At 33.4% G+C, this 21748-nt stretch carries 13 protein-coding genes; 10 read left to right on the forward strand and 3 right to left on the reverse strand.

From position 1 onward, the window contains the following. Window positions 1-274: 274 nt before the first annotated feature. Window positions 275-682, reverse strand: coding sequence for a DUF2141 domain-containing protein (locus ACIQ2L_RS05440; RefSeq protein WP_396157103.1), 408 nt, complete (start codon window positions 680-682; stop codon window positions 275-277). Between the two features lie 3 nt (window positions 683-685). Further along, window positions 686-2827 (reverse strand): carboxypeptidase-like regulatory domain-containing protein, encoded by a 2142-nt coding sequence (locus ACIQ2L_RS05445; protein ID WP_396157104.1) that lies wholly within the window; start codon window positions 2825-2827, stop codon window positions 686-688. 453 nt (window positions 2828-3280) lie between these two features. Between ACIQ2L_RS05445 and ACIQ2L_RS05450 the strand changes: the two genes are divergently transcribed. From ACIQ2L_RS05450 to ACIQ2L_RS05490, 9 genes are all read left to right on the forward strand, one after another. Continuing rightward, on the forward strand, window positions 3281-3817 hold the full coding sequence (locus ACIQ2L_RS05450; RefSeq protein ID WP_396157105.1) for a hypothetical protein: 537 nt from the start codon (window positions 3281-3283) through the stop codon (window positions 3815-3817). Window positions 3818-3977: 160 nt separating this feature from the next. Then, a complete protein-coding gene (locus ACIQ2L_RS05455; protein ID WP_396157106.1) occupies window positions 3978-4370 on the forward strand; it encodes a four helix bundle protein in 393 nt (130 codons plus the stop codon). 86 nt (window positions 4371-4456) lie between these two features. Then, window positions 4457-5515: a nucleoid-associated protein gene (locus tag ACIQ2L_RS05460; RefSeq protein ID WP_396157107.1), complete on the forward strand. Its 1059-nt coding sequence runs from the start codon at window positions 4457-4459 to the stop codon at window positions 5513-5515. A 496-nt stretch (window positions 5516-6011) separates the two neighbouring features. After that, window positions 6012-7850: a hypothetical protein gene (locus tag ACIQ2L_RS05465; protein WP_396157108.1), complete on the forward strand. Its 1839-nt coding sequence runs from the start codon at window positions 6012-6014 to the stop codon at window positions 7848-7850. Between the two features lie 89 nt (window positions 7851-7939). Beyond that, window positions 7940-8836 (forward strand): ABC transporter ATP-binding protein, encoded by an 897-nt coding sequence (locus tag ACIQ2L_RS05470; RefSeq protein ID WP_396157109.1) that lies wholly within the window; start codon window positions 7940-7942, stop codon window positions 8834-8836. A 10-nt stretch (window positions 8837-8846) separates the two neighbouring features. Beyond that, entirely contained in the window at window positions 8847-9683 is an 837-nt protein-coding gene (locus tag ACIQ2L_RS05475; RefSeq protein WP_396157110.1) for an ABC transporter permease, read from the forward strand. Window positions 9684-9900: 217 nt separating this feature from the next. Continuing rightward, on the forward strand, window positions 9901-14910 hold the full coding sequence (locus ACIQ2L_RS05480) for a T9SS type B sorting domain-containing protein (protein WP_396157112.1): 5010 nt from the start codon (window positions 9901-9903) through the stop codon (window positions 14908-14910). 32 nt (window positions 14911-14942) lie between these two features. Beyond that, complete coding sequence (locus ACIQ2L_RS05485; protein ID WP_396157113.1) at window positions 14943-16964, forward strand: choice-of-anchor L domain-containing protein; 2022 nt, start codon at window positions 14943-14945, stop codon at window positions 16962-16964. 3 nt (window positions 16965-16967) lie between these two features. Further along, window positions 16968-17888, forward strand: a complete 921-nt coding sequence (locus ACIQ2L_RS05490) for an alpha/beta hydrolase (protein ID WP_396157114.1) — start codon at window positions 16968-16970, stop codon at window positions 17886-17888. Between the two features lie 186 nt (window positions 17889-18074). On the opposite strand, the gene typA is transcribed toward ACIQ2L_RS05490, so the two are convergent. Then, window positions 18075-19871, reverse strand: coding sequence for a translational GTPase TypA (typA, locus tag ACIQ2L_RS05495; protein WP_396157115.1), 1797 nt, complete (start codon window positions 19869-19871; stop codon window positions 18075-18077). 152 nt (window positions 19872-20023) lie between these two features. Here typA and ACIQ2L_RS05500 point away from each other — a divergent pair, with 152 nt between their 5' ends. Next, complete coding sequence (locus tag ACIQ2L_RS05500) at window positions 20024-21742, forward strand: PAS domain S-box protein (protein WP_396157116.1); 1719 nt, start codon at window positions 20024-20026, stop codon at window positions 21740-21742. The last annotated feature ends 6 nt before the right edge of the window (window positions 21743-21748 follow it).

Raw genomic sequence — 21748 nt, forward strand, 5'->3', positions numbered from 1 at the left:
TTTTAAAAGTTTACTGTTGTTTAAGGTTGTTTGAAAGTTTAATGTTGTTTAATATTGTTTAAAAGTTTACTGTTGTTTAAAATTGTTTTTGATATTGATTTTTGAATTTGATTTTTGAAGTTGAATTTGATTTTTGAATTTGATTTTTGAATTTGATTTTTGAATTTGATTTTTGAAATTGAATTTGATTTCTGATGTAAAAATAGTGTGGTTTTGTTTGTTGTGAAATTTATACTTACTGAACTGTTTATTTTGATGGATGAACTGTTAAATATTAAATTTTCATTGTTATTGTTTTACTTTCTTTGGCTATAAATTTGGCATCTTTGTATTTAGGTGCACTCATAAAACCTTTTGCGTTGTTTGAAACTGCATAATCTTCTTTTGGAATTCCCATGAAATTGGTATCCAACTTACCATTGCCGTTTTCGTCATGATAGGAACTAATAGCATATTCGCCTTTTGGCAAATCATTGAAAATAACTACTGCTTTATTGTTTTCAATTTTTACAATTTTACCTATAGTTGGCTTTTTTAAAAACTCCTGTTCTGATTTGTAAACGGCTATGTAAGCCATTCCTTTATTGCTTTTGTAACCTGTGATTTCTACTTTTAAAGTAATGTTTTGAGAAAATCCTTTAAAAGATAAAATTAATGCTGTCAATAAAATAATTCGTTTCATGTGTTATAGATTGTTTAATTGATTGTCTTTTTTATTATCACTGATAGTCCAAAAGAAACCCACGAAGAAAAATCGATCTGCTGTTGGGATAATTTCTTTTCTTTCATAAATGCCATTAGCATTGGGTGTATTGGCATAATTATACCCAAAAACATTTTGAGTTCCTAAAACATTAGAAATGGAGAAATACAAAATCTTTTGCTGTGTTAGCAAATACGCCCAATTGAAACTTAAATTATTAAAGGACTTTGTTTTACCATTCATAAAAACGGTTTCGTTTGGATTGTTATAAGGTCTTCCTGTACTAAATTGATGTGTGAAACCAACTTGCGACTTCCAGTCGGAAATCCAATATTTTGTAACTACTGACAAACTATGACTGGCCACAAAACTCGGTGTTACGGTAGCTGTAAAATTTTGATAATCTCTTTTAGTATCAATGTAGGAATACGAAATCCAATATTCTAGATTTTTAATACTGTTTCCATCTCTCCAAAAAACATCCAATCCTTTAGCATAACCATTTCCAGCATTCGAAAATTGAGAATTGAATTGTGCTCTTTCGGTGTCATATTTAACTAAATCTGTGTACCCCTTGTAATACACTTCAGCTCGCAACGTTTTACTGTTTTTGGTGTATTGGTAATTCAAAATATAGTGTGACGCTTTTTCGGTTTCAAACTGATTTGAGTACTTCAAATACTCTTGTCGTGGTGCTTGTTCAAAATCGCCATAGGCAAAAGCAAACTGACTGTTTTTTGAAACTTTATAAGCCAATGAAGCTCTTGGAGAAATAGTGTTTTCATTAATACAATCATTATTTGAAGCTCTTAAACCTACTTTAGCTGCAAACTTTTTGGAAAAGAAAATATCCGCTTCGGTATAAAGAGCAGCAATAGTAGCATCATAACCGTTGGAGAAAGTAGTATTAAAATCTTCATCAAATTTGGTAATAAAATAATCACTTCCAAAAGCCAGTTTTACTTTGTCTGAAAGTTTTTTGGTGAGTTTTAATTTCAAATGAGATGCGTGTTCATTATTGTTTACATCATTAGAATCTATGCCAATTTTATTTTGTCCGTAACCATAACTCAATCCAGTAAATAGTTGCCAGTTGCCACCAAAATTTCCTTTATAAGAAGAATTGAAATAAAAATTAGTGTTGTTCAAATCCACTCTCACGGGCTCTGGCTGATTGATATCTTCTTGGTTTATATCAAAACGTGAAGCGTCAAAAGCGGCATAGGCCTTAAAAATACCGTTAGCAAAATTATAACGATACACCGCTTCACCCGAAAACGATTGAAAAGGCCTGTTCCAATCTACATTTTGAGGAATGGCTACTTGGTAAGCCGCTAAATCAATATAGGCAGTATTAATACTTAGCGAACTTTTTTCCCATTTTTGGGTATTACTCAACCCTAATCCCACGGTCATCAAGGAAATATCGGTTTTGTTCTGGTCGGGTTCGTCAATCGTGTTGAGCAATAAAACGCTCGATAACGCTTCGCCATATTCCGCCGAATAACCACCAGTAGAAAATGAAATTTCACTGAACAAGAAAGGAGAAAATCGTCCACGAGTGGGCAAATTATTGGTTGTTGCACCATACGGCTGTGCCACTCTGATGCCGTCTACAAAAGTTTGGGTTTCGTCGGCTTCGCCACCACGAACATACAGCCGTCCATCTTCGCCCACGTTTTGTGTTCCGGGTAAGGTTTGCAACGCCGCAATAATATTGCCTGCCGAACCGGCAGTAGTAACTATATCCAAAGGTTTCAAAACCGAAACCCTGCTTTTTTCTCCCGCACTAAAGGTTCCTGCAGTAATGACCACCACATCAAGCGTGTTACTACTTTCCTTTAGTAGGATAGTACCATTTTTATAAGTAGCCACATCAATAGCAAGTTTCAAGGTTTCATAAGTCAAAAAACTAATCACCAAAGTTTGGTTGCCCGGAGCAGTTGTAGTAAAACTAAAATTTCCTTGTTCATCAGAAGAACTTCCGTCATAAGTACCTTCGATAAAAACATTGGCACCACCAATGGGTTTGTTTTTTTCATCTATCACCATTCCGGAAATGGTTTGCTGCGCATTACTGGTTAAAGCTACTATTAAAAATAAAAAAGTATAGAAAGTCTTCATAAGTTTTACTGTGATGAAGCAAAATTCAATAAAAGACTAAATCTGTACAATTAAAATTTACCGAAATGTCATTTTTTGGAGATGAATTGCAAAAAAAAACCTGTTCCGTTAAGAACAGGTAGTCTTCAGTTTGAATTATTAATTATCTGACAGGATATTTATCATTAAAGAACTTCTTCCCTTTTATATCAAGTAGTTATTCTTGTTTTTTTTCAGATTATTAAAGCTAAATTACTGCAATTGATGTGCTTAAACTAACTTAATCGTTAAACTACCATAAAACTCGATAGAGTTACATTTCTTTCTTTTTTGATGCATTTCGTCGATACTTTATTATGTCATTTCATTTCAAAAATTCATTATGCGTAGAGTTATTATTTAAAATAAATTGAATTTATAGTGTTAGGGTCATGATTAATATTTTACCTTTGTTTGCTTACAAAAAATACGATTATGATTTATAAATTTAGAGCAATTCTAGACGCTGAAGAAGATGTTTTTAGAGATATTGCGATTCATGAAGAAGATACTTTAGAAGACTTTCACAATGCAATTGTCAATTCTTTTGGCTTTGACGGATTAGAAGTTGCTTCGTTTTATACCTGTGATGATAACTGGAATCAGGAAGATGAAATCCCGATGTTTGATATTGGAGATACTCCAGGTGAGCAAAAAACAATGGCAGACTATCAATTGAATCATATACTTGATGAAGAGCAAACCAAAATAATTTATGTATACGATTTTATCAATATGTGGACATTCTTAGTTGAACTTGCCTCTGTAGAAGAAGCGCAAGCAGGAGAAACCTATCCAAGCTTGCTATTCTCTCATGGCGAATTACCTGCTATTGCCCCCGAAAAAGAGTTTGAAGCCGAAGGAGAAGATTTTTATTCAGAGTTTGAAGATGACCTAGATGAAGATGATCTAGATGCTTTTGGTGGCGAAGATAACTTTGAGGATTTTGGGTTTGAGGAGAATTGGAATTAGGAAAAAGTTTAAAATTGTTTAAAATTGTTTAGAGTTTAAAGTTGTTTAAGGTTGTTTAAAATTGTTTAGAGTTTAGGATTGTTTAGGGTTTAATGTTGTTTAGAGTTTAATATTGTTTAAAGTTGTTTAAAGTTGTTTAAAGTTGTTTAAAATTGTTAGTATGGCTACTGTAAAACGTTTTGAAGATTTGGAAATTTGGCAAGAAGCTAGAAGACTTTCAAAAGAAATTATTATCATCTCAAAAACTACTCAACTTAAAACCGATTATAAATTTAAAGAACAAATCAAAGGTTCCTCTGGTTCAGTAATGGATAATATTGCTGAAGGATTTGAGAGAGACGGTAACATAGAATTTCGACAATTTTTATCTGTAGCAAAAGGTTCATCTGGAGAAACTCGATCTCAAGTATATCTACTTTTTGACAATGATTATATCAATGAAGAACAACAAAAACTATTAGTTTCAGACTACGAAAAATTAAGCATCAAAATACACAATTTTATAACTTATCTAAACAAAAAAGATTTTAAAGGCACAAAATTTATCAAGTAAACAACTTTAAACAACCTTAAACAACCTTAAACAACCTTAAACCTTTAAACAACCTTAAACCTTTAAACAACCATAAACCTCAAACAATGCTAAACCTATTCAACGCCCACATAGAATCCTTATCCATTCACCGTGTGGGAAACAAAAGTCGTAACGAAGCGATATTTCTTTCGGAGCAACCTTATAATTTGAATGATGAAATTGTGCCGCTTTTAAAGGAATATTTCTTCAAACCTTTCCGCGATAAAGAAGAAAACTATTTCCAGTTTGCTCACGAAGTAGATATAGAGTACAACGATATGTTCAACTTGGTAACCGAGATTTTCTCTAATCCAAGTGATACGCATGAAGTGTCAAAAAAGATAACCAAACACCTTTTTGAACAATCCAATCACCCACACATCAAGAATGGAGAAGTATATGTTGCGCATATCACCAATCTGAATATTGACAATACTATAGTGGATGCCGTAGGAGTTTTCAAAAGTGAAATACAAACTGATTTTATGCAGTTTGAAGAAAAAGGCACAACACTCGAAATGATATTGCAACAAGGAATAAATTTGAACAAACTGGACAAAGGATGTTTAATATTCAACCACAAAAAAGAAGAAGGTTATAAGATTTTAACTGTTGATAGCAACCGTTATGATGCGAGATATTGGTTGGAACATTTCCTTTCGGTGGATGCTTTTCAGGACGAAAATTTCTATACCAAAAAGTATTTGAAATTCTGTCAAAACTTTGCTAAAGATGTTGTTTTTCCTGCCGAAGACAAGAAAGAAGAAGTAATGTTTATGAACCGTTCGGTGAATTATTTTGCCAAAAACGACCAGTTTGAAGAAAGTAATTTCTTGAATGAAGTGTTGGACAATCCTGATTTAATTCCGGAGTTTAAAAATTATAAAGTAGACAAAGGCGAAAAGTATAGTATTGAAGATGTTACGACTTTCCCAATAGCAAACGGAGCCGTTTCTGATGCTAGAAGAAGTATTAAAAATGTGATTAATTTGGATACTAATATTCAAATTAAAATAGATTTCATCAATTCAGAAACTGCTGAGAAATATGTTGAAAAAGGTTGGGATGAAGAAAAGCAAATGTATTACTACTTAGTTTATTTCAATAAAGAACAAAAAAGTTAGTTCTTAGTGTTCAGAAAAAAGTGTTCAGAATCTAATCCTCAATTGGTAAAACGGTTGTGGATTTTTTTTATAGAATATTACCAATTATTGTTGTCCGATAAAAAATTGAAAAGCTACTATTTATAAGCATTTCAAGTGATTTGCTTGTTTTTAGATGCTCTATTTAGAATTCGCTATTTGAAATTATTGTTGTCCGATAAATTTTAATCAATAATGAAAATGTCGCTCCGATGGAGCTATATTTTCAATAATAATTCAATTTTCTACAAACATATCGCTCCTAAAGGAGCTATTTTAGTCCCATCGGGACTTTATGTTTGTAGAAAAAATGTTATTCAAAAAAACGAGCTCCAGCGGAGCGACATGTTAAAATTCATAATAAACATTGTGTTAAAAATTTATTTATTCTTTTTTATCGGACACAAATGATTACCAATGTTAAAATCAATAAAACAGCCACTATATTTCTCTATATTTGTTAAAATGGTTCAACCACATGAATAAAAAGTTACTCTTCGGATTGCTATTGTTTTTTCTTGCTTACATAACTTCCAAGGCGCAAGTAAAAAACAGCGGAAACGATTCGATTAAAGTCTATAAAAAGATTGAAAATTATTCCAAAAAAAATAAATTTAACCAAGCTATTTATAAACTTCTATTTAAATCGAATCGCAAATCAAGCGCAAGTTCATTAGATAAAAGAAATGCTTATTTTATTAAAAAATCATTTGAAAGATACGAAGGGAAAATCATAAGAAACATCGACATAGCAACGCTCGAACCTTTTGGCTATGCAGTTGATAATTATAAAGACGCGCCCGAAAAAAGCATTGAAAAACTTGGAAACAAGTTGCACGTCAATACCAAAAAATGGACTATTAGAAACCTATTGCTTTTTAAAAAAAATGAACTTTTAGATTCTCTTGTAGTAAAAGAATCGGAACGTTTAATAAGAAAGCAACGCTATGTTAGAAGTGTTATCATTAAACCCGTTGAAATTCCAAATTGCAGAGACTCAATTGATATTTCAGTTCGTGTATTAGACTCTTGGAGTTTAGTTCCTGATTTTGCCATTACAAGTTCGCAAGCTAGCTATGGTATAACAGAAAAAAACTTTCTAGGTTTAGGGCATGAATTTGAAAATGATTTTAAAAACCGTTTTGACAACGGACAAAATTCCTATTATGGAAGATATTCTATCCCAAATTTTAAAAATACTTACATCAATTCCACATTTATTTATGAAAATTCGTTGGATAATTATACTACAAAAAGTGCTCGTGTTGATCGAACTTTTTTCTCTCCATTAACACGATTGGCTGGTGGTGTCTATTTTGAAAATAAATTTTATAGGGATTCACTACCAGATAAAAATAGTGTTTTTGAAGATCAGATTTTCAAACTAGAAACTCAAGAATATTGGTTCGGACATTCATTTCAAATCTTTAAAGGAAAAAATATTGATTTTAGAACTACAAATCTAGTAACAACAGTTGGTTACAAAAATGTCAATTATCTTGAAACACCATCAGAAGAATATGATCCATACCACTTTTATGCCTCCGAAAAATTATACTTAACAAGCATTGGTATCAATACTCAAAAATTTTTTCAAGATAAATATTTATTCAATTTTGGAATTATTGAAGATGTTCCTTTTGGACAAGTTTACTCAATTACAGCGGGATTTCAAGATAAAAATGAGCAAAAACGAGCTTACTTTGGTGGACGATTTGCCTATGGATATTATTTTTCGTTTGGTTACTTGAGTTTGAATACAGAATTGGGAAGTTTTTATTCTAATGGCAACAGTGAGGAAAGTACTTTTAGATTTGAGCTTGTCTATTTCTCAAAATTAATAAACCTTGGCAATTGGAAAGTAAGACAATTTATCAAACCAATCGTAGTGCTCGGAAATAATAGAGTTCCAATTATAAAAGACCGCATTATGATTACAGATGAAAATGGAATTTCTGGGTTAAATAATCCTTTACTAAATGGCACCAAAAAAATTACAACTTCATTTCAAACACAAACCTATGTACCTGGAAATTGGCACGGATTTCACTTTAGCCCCTTTTATAATATGACATTTGGACTGCTGGGCGATGATACTAATACTTTATTTGCTAGTAAATTGTATTCGAAATTTAGTTTGGGTGTATTGATTAATAATGATTATTTAGTTTTTGATAATTTCCAAATTTCCATATCCTTTTATCCTTCTATTCCTTTTGAAGGATCAAATGTTTTTAGGAGCAATTCTTTGAAAAACAGCGATTTATCATTGCCCGCTTTCCAAGTTGGACAACCAATCATTGTTCCTTATAAATGATATAACCCTACTGTAATTTGAATTTTAATAATTTATAGTAACATAGTCACAGTTTATTCGTCCTACTTTTAATCTCAAAAACTAATCCTTTGGAAACAACTATTCTTTCAATAAAAAAACTCAACAAACGTTATGGCAAAATACATGCTGTAAAAGACGTTTCCCTCGAAATACATAAAGGCAATGTATACGGAATTCTTGGACCAAATGGTTCAGGAAAATCTACTACTCTTGGAATTGTATTGAATGTGGTCAACAAAACTTCTGGCGAATACAGTTGGTTTAATGGCACTATGGAAACTCATGATGCTTTGAAAAAAGTCGGAGCCATTATTGAAAGACCTAATTTTTATCCTTACATGACAGCCAAAGAAAATCTGGAGTTGGTTTGCAAAATTAAAGGAATAGACTATTCAAAAATTACCGAAAAGCTCGAAATTGTTGGATTGATTGATAGAAAAGACAGCAAGTTCAAAACCTTTTCACTAGGAATGAAACAACGATTGGCTATTGCTTCTGCCCTGTTAAACGATCCCGAAATTTTAATTTTAGATGAACCAACTAACGGTCTGGACCCACAAGGAATTCATCAAATTCGAGATATCATCAAACGTATTGCATCTCAAGGAACTACAATTCTCTTGGCTTCACATTTATTAGACGAAGTTGAAAAAGTGTGCAGTCATGTCTTGGTTTTGCGTTTTGGAGAAATTCTTTATTCGGGAACTGTCGACGGAATGACTAATCAAATGGGCTTTTTTGAATTAAAAGCTGAGAACAACAGTTTGTTAATTGAAGCACTAAAAAATCATCCAAATTTTGAAAAAATTTCGGAAGCGGAAGGAAAAGTGATTGTTCATTTCAAAGACAAAGTGGATGCTGGCCTATTGAACAAATATTTATTTGACAAAGGAATTGTACTAAACCATTTGGTCAACAAAAAACTAAGTTTAGAAGAACAATTTTTAGCTTTAACCAACAACTAAAATCCAAATCATGAAAAGATTACTCGCCATTGAATTACAAAAAATCTGGAAAAACAGAGCTAGTAGAATATTGACTATTAGTTATTTTGTCATACTTTCTTTTATTGCTTTAATAGCTTCGATTAAATTTGATATTGGTACCTTCAAATTGCATTTTGCTGAAATGGGGATTTTCAATTTCCCCTATATTTGGCATTTCAATACCTACATCGCATCAATTCTAAAATTATTTCTTGCCATTGTTATTGTTTCAATGATGGCAAACGAATACAGTTATGGCACGCTAAAACAAAACCTCATCGATGGCATGAGTAAAAAGGAATTTATACTCTCCAAATTTTTGACCGTCATCCTTTTTGCCTTTGCTTCTACAGTGTTTGTTTTTGTGATGTCATTAATATTGGGATATAGCTTTTCGTCTTATACCGAACTTGGGATAGTATTGTCCGATATAGAATATTTGCTGGCCTATTTTGTAAAACTTGTTGGCTTTTTCTCTTTCTGTTTGTTTTTAGGAATTCTAGTAAAACGTTCTGCATTCGCGCTAGGTTTTCTATTGATTTGGTTTATCGTAGAAAAAATATCTTACGGTATTTTTAAGTTTGAAATCTTCAACAGAAGTTCAAAAGTTGACGATTTTTATGCTTTTATGCCACTAGAGTCTATGAGTAATCTTATCATTGAACCTTTTTCAAGATTATCTATTATTAAAAATATCCAAAGTGCTGTAGGAGAAAAAGGGATTAAAGATTATGATGTACATTTTACATCAATTTTAATTGTTTTACTTTGGACAGCAATTTTTATTTTTCTATCGTATACCATAATCAAAAAACGAGATTTATAATCAAACATCCATCAATTCTTAAAGAAAACATAAATAGATTAATTTCTCTATATGTTTTCTAATTTTTTGCTATTTTTAGCGCATGAAAAAGAGGTTATTGTTTTTATTATTTTCTGTCTTCATCTCGATAAATTGTTTTGCACAATTTAGTAAGACGCATTATATTCCGCCGCTTTCCGGTTCAAGCAATCCCAGTTCGCTTGTTATAGATCAATACATGTACATCTCAACACCAAATACAAGTCCAGTAAATTTTAGGATTGTTCAATTTGGAGCTACAACAGTAATCGGAACTGTTACCAGAGATTCTCCGTATGTATATTTTATAGGCTCAGGTACAAATACACAAATGCATGTTGATGAAGGTAGTACAAGTACTGTTTTAAATAATAAAGGGTACGTTGTAGAAGCGGATGACTTAGTCTATGTTTCTGTTAGAGTAACAGCTGCTCAAGGTTTTAGTGGTCCTAATCAAGCTGGTCAATTAGTGTCAAAAGGTTTGGCAGCACTTGGACGTCGATTTAGAGCTGGGGCTTTTACGAATACTTTAGTTCAAACATACGCTGAATTTCATTACACTTTCATTTCTGTCTTAGCAACAGAAAACAATACAACAATAAATTTTAGCGGAATGAAACCCAGTGTACAACTTGTAAATAGTAGCACAGGAAGCAATCCATTTAGCGTCACCTTAAATCTTGGGGAAAGCTATGTTATGGCAGTTCAGGGGCCAAACCCAGCTAACAAAGATGGGCTAATAGGTACTTTAATTGAGGCAGATAAACCTATTGCTTTAAACTGCGGTTCTTTTGGAGGATCAAATGCTATGGGAAATTTAGATTTAGGCTTTGACCAAATCGTACCGGCTGAAAATTTATTAACTAATGACTATATTTTTATAAAAAGCACTGGTGTTAATGAGGTAGAAAAGATACTATTAGTAGCCGACCAAGATAATACTACTGTAACCCTTAATGGAGGAGCGCCTACTTTTACTATTGCTAATGCCGGGGACTATTTGGCATTAGACGGATCCAATTTTACTGCGAACGGGAATTTATTTTTAAGTTCTGACAAACAGGTTTTTGCTTATCAAGCCATAGGAGACTCTAGTGACCCGAGCATAGAAGATCAAAGGAATCAGGAGTTGTTTTTTGTTCCGCCTTTAAGTTGTCAAACGCCGAGAGTTATTGATAATATTCCTTTTATTGAGAATATAGGACCAACAGAATTTGACTTTGGAAGAATTACTATTGCAACTAAGTCAGGTGCTATTTTGAGTTTTATAATCAATGGTACGAACTATACATTAGCAAGTTTACCCTCTTTAGGAGTAACCGTTAGTGGTCCTTTTTCTGTTGTTGGAAATGCAAATTATGAAACCTATGTATTGACCGGTGTGGGAGGAAATGTTTCAGTATTTTCTGATAAAGAATTATATCTTGCCGCTTATGGATCATTGGGGGCAGCAACTTTTGGTGGATACTATTCTGGATTTACATTTAAGCCTGAAATTTCTTTCGATGAGGTAAGCAGTTCGCTATTAGGTTGTATTCCTAACAGCATTTTAAAAGTAAGTTCACTGAATCCTTACGATATTTTTCAATGGAATTTTAATGGAAATACAATTCCAGGAGCTACTAACAATTTGTATCAACCATTAGACCCGCCAAGCGGATATGGACCTGGTTATTATTACGTTTCAGCAACTATTGCAGGTTGTACAACGCCTAAGGATTCTGATAGGATTCCGGTCAGCTCCTGCGCTGCTGATAGCGATAATGATGGTAGTAACGACAACGCTGATCTTGACAATGACAATGACGGAATTACTAATTGTACTGAATCATTTGGTGATCAAAATTTTAATTTAACTACTACAACTGCAGGGACAATTGCTATAGCTAGCAGTTATAGTAATCCTTATACCGGAGCTATTAGTTTTTCAGGAACAGGAACGCCTTCCGTCACTCCAATTGTTGGTGATAGCAATGGGAATTTTGTTACAGAGGCGGCACTAGGAAAGGACAACTCTGTAAGTTATACTGTCTCCAATTTTACATCACCAATAAGTTTAGCAATCCAATATGCTTCGGTGGCTAATCCAACTGATTTATTTAGTTCTTCAACAGAAATCAGAATATCTTGTCCTGTCAATAAGACTTTAACCATTTTAGATCCAAATAATCAGTTATTAATTGATACAAATTATGACGGATTTTATGAAAGTGGTATTACACAATATTCTTCTTTTGAAATCAGATTCCGATTAAATAGTAGTGTTTTATTAGCAGCTGGAACCGGTACGTTTTCCATAAGAGGAAATTTAATCAATTCGATTACTATAACCAACATCAATCTTTCGGACACAAGTACGAGCAAAGTGGCTTTGAGATTAATTGCTACCTGTATTCCAAAAGATTCCGATGGTGACGGAGTTGCTGACCAAAATGATTATGATAGTGACAATGATGGTATACTCGATTTTATAGAATCTCAAGGAAATACAATTGCTACATTATCAAATGTAGATGTAAATGCTGATGGTATAGATGATATTTTTGGAACAGGTATTACACCTGACGATAATGATACTGATAACATCCCAAATTATCTCGATTTAGATTCCGATAACGATGGAATTCACGATCTTGATGAAACAGGTTTTGGTATTACCGATGTTGATAACAATGGTGTTATAGATGGTTCTAATTTTGGCAGCAATGGATTATCTAATGCGCTAGAAACTACCCCTGACAGTGGTTTAATAAATCCAATTTATATTATTGCCGATACCGACTCGGATGGAGTATTAAATTATATAGAAGTGGATAGCGATAATGATTTGTGCAACGATGTCATCGAAGCAGGATATTTAGACAGTAATCTTGATGGTATATTAGGTGGAACTCCAGTTACCATAAATACTAACGGAATGGTAACCAGCGGAACGGGTTATGGCAATCCGAATATAAATTATATTACCGCAGCACCCATTACCATAAGTGTCCAACCGGTAAGTAATCCATTTTGCGAATTAGAATCGGCCACTTTTAACGTAACTTCCAATGCAGTAACTTCTTATCAATGGCAACTTTCAACCGATAATGGAGTAACTTGGAACACTATAGTAAATAATGCAACCTATACAGGAGCTACTACAGCAAGCTTATCGGTTTCCAATGTTTCACCAACAATGAGCGGTTATCGATACCGAGTATTTCTAAACAAAAACGGAAATACCTGTGGTTTATTTTCGGCAGTAGCTATTTTAACCACCTTTCCGTTACCGGTAATTACAACACCAATTTCTTTAATACAATGCGATAATGTTGATGGTAATGGTATATCCAACTTCAATTTGACACAAAAAAATGATGTGATTTCGGCTAATAGTTCGAATGAAACATTCACCTATTATACCACATTTGCAGCCGCAAATACTGAAAATACTACTTTTTTAATCCCCAATCCTCTTGCTTATACTTCTGGAACCGCTACAATTTATGCCAGAGTAGAAAATAGTAACGGCTGTTTTCGTGTGGCTACTATAAATTTGATTGTTTCGGTTACTCAAATTCCAGCCAATTTTGTCATTCCAAATCAATATCTGTGCGATGATTTTCTCGATGCGGTTAATGACGATAGTGATGGAATTTCTGGTCCTTTCGATTTTAGCAGTATAACAACTAGTCTTTTGAATGAATTACCTCCAAACATTACCATAAAATATTATAAAACTGAAGCTGATTTGAATGCCGAAACTGATGCTTTGGGCAACTCATTAGCCATTGCAAATACTACAAATTATAGAAACATTGGTTTCCCAAATGTGCAAACCATCTGGATTAGAGCTGAAAATCCTTTGGACAATTCCTGTTACGGAAAAAAGACTTTTGATGTAGTTGTCGAACCCGTTCCTACTGCAAATCCTGTAAATGCTAGCAACATAATTCGTCAATGCGATGATGACCAAGATGGTATTTATGGTTTTGATACTTCAGGAATTGAAGCAGCAGTTTTGAATGGACAAACTGGTGTAAATGTGCAATACTTTAGAGCCAATGGAGCGCAATTAGCATCTCCTTTACCCAATCCGTTTTTTGTGAATGTTACCGAAACAATAACCATCAGAGTAAATAACAATACAACACAAACTAATGGACAAGCTTGTTTTGATGTAGTAACTTTACAATTTATTGTAGATGATTTACCCGAAGTTTTCCCAATTCCTGTAAACAAAACCACATTTTGTGATGACGAACCAATACCAGTCGATCAAAATGGATGGATTGATTTTGATACTTCTACTTTTCAATCAACACTATTGGGTGCTCAAACGGGAATGCTAATATCGTATACACTTCAAAACGGAACAGTTTTATCACAGTTACCAAATCCGTTTAGAACGGGGACACAAAACGTTTTGGTTACCGTTACTAATCCAATAAACACAAGCTGTCCTGCAACCTATAGTATTCCGTTTATCGTAAATCCAACACCAAAAATTGACCTCGAAGAAGATATCGTTATATGCTTACCTGAAACAGATGCTTTAATTGATGGCGGAATTCTTGATGGTTCACCAAGTACTGACTATCAATATGCATGGTATACCAATGCTGCGCCAATGGGTATTACAACACCAACTTTGCTTGTAACAACACCTAATGTCTACAGTGTAGATGTTACCAATGCTTTTGGCTGTACCAATACTAGAGTAATTACGGTTACTGGTTCTCAAATTGCCAGTATTCAATCTATTGATGTGTTTGATTTGGCGGACATCAATTCAATTTTAGTAACTGTAACTGGATTGGGTGATTATGAATTTGCACTTGATGATATTAATGGTCCTTATCAAAGCGGTAATCTCTTTAATAATGTACCTATGGGACTTCATGTAATTTATGTTAGAGATCGAAATGGTTGTGGTTCGGTTGGACCAATAACAGTTCCTGTTCTCGGAATTCCACAGTATTTTACTCCAAACGGAGACGGATATAATGATTATTGGAATGTTAAAGGCGTAAGTGCTCAATTCAATTATTTATCCAGAATATTAATTTTTGACCGATTCGGAAAACTATTAAAGCAAATTGGAACTACAGGTCTAGGTTGGGACGGAACATTTAACGGAAAGCCAATGCCTGGCGATGACTATTGGTATAGTATTGAGTTTGAAGACGGTCGAAATGCTAAGGGTCATTTTACTTTAAAACGATAGTGTTACCTTTGTTTTCTGAAAAAAAACCCACAATGTTTTTTAAAAAATCTCATCTCTTGTTATTATTGATGTATGGCGCAGCCTCGGCTCAATACATAACTACAGATGAAACCTATACTCCGCTTCAGCTAATAGAGAACGTCCTGATTAATTCGGGCTGTGCTTCTGTTTCCAATGTTTCTGTGTCTGGCGGAAATTTTATAACGGGTGAAAAAAGCTGGGGTTATTTTAATGCTAACGGTTCTCCTTTTCCATTTGCGGAAGGCATTATTTTGACCACGGGAAAACTTATTGATACTCGTGGGCCAAACAGTTTTGTTTCAGACGATGGCAATGGAATGGGCTGGATTGGCGATCTCGATTTAAATACTGCATTAGGCGTAAGCAATACATTAAATGCTACCGTTTTGGAATTCGATTTTGTTCCGCTGGGAAATCAAATACGTTTTGACTACATTTTTGCTTCCGAAGAATATCATGGAAATGCACCTTGCACGTACTCAGACGGATTTGCTTTTTTGTTAAAGGAAGTCGCAAATCCAACGTATCAAAATCTTGCTTTAATTCCTAATACAACAATTCCCGTAAAAGTAACGAGTGTACATCCTGATATTCCGGGTGCGTGTCCTGCACAAAACGAACAGTATTTTGATGCTTTTAATCCAAATGAATATCCAACCAATTTTAATGGACAGACTAAGATTCTACGAGCACAGTCAAGCGTTATTCCCGGAAATCAATACCATATAAAACTGGTTATTGCGGATGAAGGTAATTACAGATATGACTCGGCCATTTTCTTAAAGGGAAGCAGTTTTTCTTTTAGTGCTGATTTGGGATCAGACCGAACTTTTACCAATAATAATCCAGTGTGTTTTGATGAAAGTCTAACTTTAAATGTTACTACTCCTGTTGGTGTACAATTGTATCAATGGAATTTCAACGGAAGCCCAATTATAGGAGAAACGGGAAGTACGTTAACATTTAATCCACCTTATACGAGTGCACAAAACGGAACCTATTCTGTGGCTATAACTTATTCGCCAACCTGTACAACCGTTTCATACATCGATTTAGATTTTGCTGCGCAGCTTATTATCGACGTGGATACTTATTTTTTTTGTGATACAGACGCTATTCAGGACGGAATTTCTACTATTGACTTTTTAAGCGATATCGTTCCGACATTATTTTCAAATTTGCCATCAAGCTATCAGGTTAGTTTTTATGATAGTCCAACCAGTACAATGCCGCTCCCCGATTCATTTCAGAATACTATGCCATTTCAGCAGGTTATCTATGCAAAAATAAATAACAGTAATTGTTATACAGCTATCCCGGTAACGCTAAATATCAGCATTTTTCCTGAAATTATTACAGATGAAACTGTTCCCATTTGCAATAATGATTTGGTAACGCTTACAGCTGATGGTGGATTCAAATCGTATCTTTGGAATACCGTCGCAGGCGATGAAACAGAATCCATTCAGGTTTCTACACCCGGAACCTATGAAGTTACCATTGCGAATGATGCTGACTGTACTAAAATAAAAATCTTTACAGTTGTAGGTTCAGAAATCGCGACTATTAATAACATCGTCGTACGTGATTTTAATGAAAATAATGCTGTCGAAATTGTTGCTTCAGGAACCGGAATTTATGAATATTCTATTGATGGAGTTCACTTTCAGGACAGTCCGCTTTTTAGTAATTTAAACGGTTTGGAATATACTGCTTATGTCAGGGATAAAAACGGTTGCGGGACAGTTGAGAAAGAATTTTATCTGATTCAGATACCAAACTATTTCACTCCTAATAGTGATGGTTATAATGAGTATTGGAACATCAAAGACATCAACCCTTTGTCCCAGAATGCAGGAGCTGTAATTTATATTTATGATCGTTTCGGGAAACTATTAAAACAGATTAGTGCTTCCGGGTTGGGTTGGGATGGGATATTTAACGGCAAACTCTTACCCGCAGATGATTATTGGTTTACGATTCGGTTACCAGATGGACGAACTAAGACAGGACATTTTGCCTTAAAACGATAGATTATGAAACAGAAAATAATAAGCACAATCTTTATACTGATTGGTATGATTTCTAATGCACAAGAAGTAAAAGTAACATCAGGAAAAGTGCAGCGCTTTGCCAACTTTAAGTCGCAATATGTTGATGCCCGAAATGTTGATGTTTGGTTACCTGATAATTATTCTGCAGACGAAAAATATGCTGTACTTTATATGCATGATGGGCAGATGCTTTTTGACCCAAACATGACTTGGAATAAGCAAGCATGGGAAGTAGATGAAATTGCAGGAAAATTAATTGCTGAAGGAAAAACTCAAAAGTTTATTGTCGTTGGTATTTGGAATAATGGGCAGAAACGTCATATTGAATATTATCCTCAGAGAGCTTTTAAAATTTTAACTAAAAAAGAAAAGGAGTTTATCTCAGATGTCTTACAAAAAAGAAATAAAATTACGGAAACCTTCAACCCTATTTCTGACAACTATTTAAAATTTATAATTAAAGAACTAAAACCTTTTATTGACAAAACCTTTTCTACAAAGAAAGATAAAAACAACACATTTATTTCGGGCTCAAGTATGGGTGGATTGATTTCGATGTATGCGATTTGTGAATATCCAAATGTTTTTGGAGCGGCAGCTTGCTTATCGACACATTGGACTGGGATTTATCAACTGGATAGCAATCCGATTCCGGAAACATTTTTTATGTATTTAAAAAAGAAATTGCCAAATCGTAAAAATCATAGAATTTACTTTGACCATGGTGATAAAACCTTAGACTCCTTATATCCTACTCTTCAGAAAAAAGTTGATAGTATACTAGAATCAAAAGGATATACTAAAAATAATTGGGTAACTAAATATTTCCCAGGTGAAGACCATTCTGAAAAAGCTTGGCATGATCGGTTTGCTATTCCGCTAGAGTTTTTAATTAAAAACTAAAGCCCTAGCCCATATTATAGTGGAAATCATCTTTATCAAAGTTTTTAACTTTGATAAAGATATTGAAACGGAAAGCTGGACCTGCCGGCAGGCAGGCAGGAATAGCTTCTAATAAATAATCCCAAAGACTACATTTAGCATTTGGGATTTTAATATTTTAACACTTCGTAAAGCTCAGTGTGACATCTAAACTTTGAATCGTTTTCTGTCGGTTTCGTTTAAATAAATTTTTCTCAAACGAATAGATTTTGGTGTAACCTCTACATATTCATCTTTTTGAATGTATTCTAATGCTTCTTCTAATGAGAAAATGATTGGTGGAATAATTCTTGCTTTCTCGTCATTTCCAGAAGAACGAACGTTAGATTGTTTTTTCTCTTTGGTTACGTTCACACACATGTCATCTCCACGAGAGTTTTCCCCAATTACTTGACCTTCGTAAATTTCAGTATTTGGTTCAACGAAGAATTTGCCACGATCTTGTAATTTATCAATAGAATATGGAATTGCTTTACCTTTTTCCATCGAAATCAAGGACCCTTTGTTACGTCCAGAAATTTCTCCTTTGAAAGGCTCATATCCTATAAAACGGTGTGCCATAATAGCCTCACCAGCGGTAGCAGTCAATAATTGATTACGCAAACCAATAATTCCACGAGACGGAATATTAAATTTTATAATCATACGTTCTCCTTTGGTTTCCATACTCAACATTTCACCTTTACGAACAGTAACGAATTCTACCGCTCTTCCAGAAAGTGATTCTGGTAAATCGATTGTTAATTCTTCAATGGGCTCACATTTTTTACCATCAATTTCTTTGATAATAACCTGCGGTTGACCAATTTGCAATTCATAACCTTCGCGTCTCATCGTTTCAATTAGAACCGATAAGTGCAAAACGCCACGACCAAAAACCATAAACTTATCAGCCGAATCGGTTTCGCCCATTTTCATCGCTAAGTTTTTCTCTAATTCTTTTGTCAAACGTTCACGGATGTGTCGAGAAGTTACAAATTTTCCTTCTTTACCAAAGAATGGAGAATCATTAATGGTGAACAACATACTCATTGTTGGTTCATCGATAGCGATTGTCTGCAAAGCTTCTGGATTTTCGAAATCGGCAATAGTATCACCAATTTCAAAACCTTCAACACCTACAATTGCACAAATATCTCCTGCAATAACTTCTTGAACTTTCTTACGACCTAAACCTTCAAAAGTATGTAATTCTTTAATTCTAGATTTCATGATTACACCATCTCTTTTGCAAAGAGAAATTGGCATTCCTTCTTTTAAAACGCCTCTTTCTAATCTACCAATCGCAATACGACCAGTAAAAGCAGAAAAATCTAAAGAAGTAATCAGCATTTGAGGAGTTCCTTCAGAAACTTTTGGAGCAGGAACATGTTCAACAACCATATCTAATAATGCTTCTACATTATCAGTAATATTTTCCCAATGGTCAGACATCCAATTGTTTTTAGCCGAACCATAAACGGTTGGAAAATCCAATTGCCACTCTTCAGCACCTAATTCAAACATTAAGTCAAAAACTTTTTCATGTACTTCTTCAGGAGTACAATTTTCTTTATCTACTTTATTAATAACAACACATGGTTTCAACCCTAAGTCAATTGCTTTCTGTAATACGAAACGAGTTTGTGGCATTGGACCTTCAAATGCATCTACCAATAAACAAACACCATCCGCCATATTTAACACACGTTCTACTTCACCACCAAAATCGGCGTGACCAGGAGTATCAATAATGTTAATTTTCGTTCCTTTATACTGTACTGAAACGTTTTTAGATGTAATGGTAATACCGCGTTCACGCTCTAGGTCGTTATTATCCAAGATTAAGTCACCAGTGTTTTCGTTATCACGAAAAAGTTGACAGTGATACATAATTTTGTCAACCAAAGTAGTCTTACCATGGTCAACGTGAGCAATAATAGCAATGTTTCTAATAGATTCCATCTGTGTTTTTTTGACGGTGCAAAGGTACACTTTATTTTTAGATAAAAAATTAGTTCAGACTTAATTAAGAATTGAATAGAAAGTTTATAAAATACTTAATAAGTTTTTTTTCAAATTTTAAAACTTATTTGAATTTATATATATTTGGAGTAATGAAAAATTATTCAAAAAAAATAACCTTAGTTTATTTCTTTACATTGCTTTTATTGGCTTTGATAGGTCATAGTATTTTCTTTAGTTTTACCCAAACGTTACCCGAAAATACTGCCCTATATTTTTATTTAAAAGATTTTATTTTCATTGCCATTTCAACCATTGTTTTAATCATTCTACTACGTCAAAAAGACAACAGGAACATTTCGGTTTTCGAAAAATTAAAAGTCACCAATAAAGAGATATCAGAGTCAAACGAACGTTATGATATAGTTGCCAAAGCCACTAGTGATACTATTTGGGATTGGAAAATTGAAGATGATAGTTTCAAATGGAATAAAGGGATACAAGGAGTTTTTGGTTACAAAAAAGAAGATGTTGGCAAAACTTCAAAATGGTGGTTTGATAGAATTCATCCCGAAGATAGTTTGAAGATGTCAGTGAAACTATATTCATTTCTTGAACAAAAAACAGAAAAGTGGCAAGACGAATATCGATTCCAATGTGCTGATGGAAGCTACAAATACGTTTTAGATAGAGGTTTTTTAATGAAAGACAAAGATGGAAAACCAATTAGAATGATTGGAGCTATTCAAGATATCACTAAACAAAAATCTGAGGAACAAAGACTTAGACTTCTGGAAACAGTGATTACACATTCCAAAGATGCTGTAATGATTACAGATATTGATACTTCGGAAAATGTAATTCCAAACATTATTTTTGTTAATTCAGCATTTACAGAAATGACTGGTTACAGAGCAAAAGATGTTATAGGGAAATCACCAATACTTTTTTTTAAAGAAAAATCAGATATTTTAGAACTTGATAAACTAAAAACAGCGATTCAAGACTATAAAGAATGCTTTATAGAAACCATTAGTTATAAAAAGAATGGTGATGAATTTTGGATTAACTTCTCCATGATTCCTGTTACCAATAAAGATGGTGAACACTCGCATTGGATTTCTATTCAAAGAGATGTTACAGAAGAAAAAGGAAAAGAAAAAGAAAGAGAGCAACTTATTAGAGAATTAACACAGAATAATAAAGACCTTAAACAGTTTTCTTATATCACCTCACACAACTTAAGAGCGCCACTTTCTAATTTAACAGGATTACTGAACCTAATTGACGATATAAAAATAGAAGATCCTGAACTTAATGAAATAATTACAGGATTTTCAAAATCAACTCATTTATTAAATGAAACAATCAATGATTTGGTAAAAGTGATTATTATTAAAGACAATCCTTCTATTCAAAAAGAAAAAGTTTTGATTAAAGAAGTGTTTGAAAATGTATTTAACCAACTCAGTTTCCTCATAAGTGTTCACAAACCTATTTTAATAATTGATTTAGAAGATGTATCTATTTTAGAAATAAACAAGTCGTATTTAGAAAGTATCTTTCTAAATTTACTGACTAATGCAATAAAATATAGGGCTCCAATTAGACAATTAAAAGTTACTATTTCTACAAAAGTAGAGGATGACAATTTAATCATAACTTTCAAAGACAACGGAATTGGTATCGATTTAGTTAAAAATAAAGATAAGATATTTGGACTATATCAGCGGTTTCACAATTATCCAGACAGCAAAGGTTTAGGACTATATTTAGTTAAATCTCAAGTAGAAAGTATGAATGGAACTATAGCAGTTTCTAGTATAGTTGGGAAAGGAACAACGTTTACAATTATTTTTAAATACAGTTAATAAGTT

The sequence above is a fragment of the Flavobacterium sp. genome, from assembly GCF_044369455.1.
In the GTDB taxonomy this organism is placed as follows: domain Bacteria; phylum Bacteroidota; class Bacteroidia; order Flavobacteriales; family Flavobacteriaceae; genus Flavobacterium.

Coding starts and splice junctions, on each gene's coding strand:
- ACIQ2L_RS05475 (WP_396157110.1), top strand. CDS start 8,847: ATGAAAAGATTACTCGCCATTGAATTACAAAAAATCTGGAAAAACAGA.
- ACIQ2L_RS05450 (WP_396157105.1), top strand. CDS start 3,281: ATGATTTATAAATTTAGAGCAATTCTAGACGCTGAAGAAGATGTTTTT.
- ACIQ2L_RS05480 (WP_396157112.1), top strand. CDS start 9,901: ATGTACATCTCAACACCAAATACAAGTCCAGTAAATTTTAGGATTGTT.
- ACIQ2L_RS05490 (WP_396157114.1), top strand. CDS start 16,968: ATGAAACAGAAAATAATAAGCACAATCTTTATACTGATTGGTATGATT.
- typA (WP_396157115.1), bottom strand. CDS start 19,871: ATGGAATCTATTAGAAACATTGCTATTATTGCTCACGTTGACCATGGT.
- ACIQ2L_RS05445 (WP_396157104.1), bottom strand. CDS start 2,827: ATGAAGACTTTCTATACTTTTTTATTTTTAATAGTAGCTTTAACCAGT.
- ACIQ2L_RS05455 (WP_396157106.1), top strand. CDS start 3,978: ATGGCTACTGTAAAACGTTTTGAAGATTTGGAAATTTGGCAAGAAGCT.
- ACIQ2L_RS05485 (WP_396157113.1), top strand. CDS start 14,943: ATGTTTTTTAAAAAATCTCATCTCTTGTTATTATTGATGTATGGCGCA.
- ACIQ2L_RS05460 (WP_396157107.1), top strand. CDS start 4,457: ATGCTAAACCTATTCAACGCCCACATAGAATCCTTATCCATTCACCGT.
- ACIQ2L_RS05465 (WP_396157108.1), top strand. CDS start 6,012: ATGAATAAAAAGTTACTCTTCGGATTGCTATTGTTTTTTCTTGCTTAC.
- ACIQ2L_RS05440 (WP_396157103.1), bottom strand. CDS start 682: ATGAAACGAATTATTTTATTGACAGCATTAATTTTATCTTTTAAAGGA.
- ACIQ2L_RS05500 (WP_396157116.1), top strand. CDS start 20,024: ATGAAAAATTATTCAAAAAAAATAACCTTAGTTTATTTCTTTACATTG.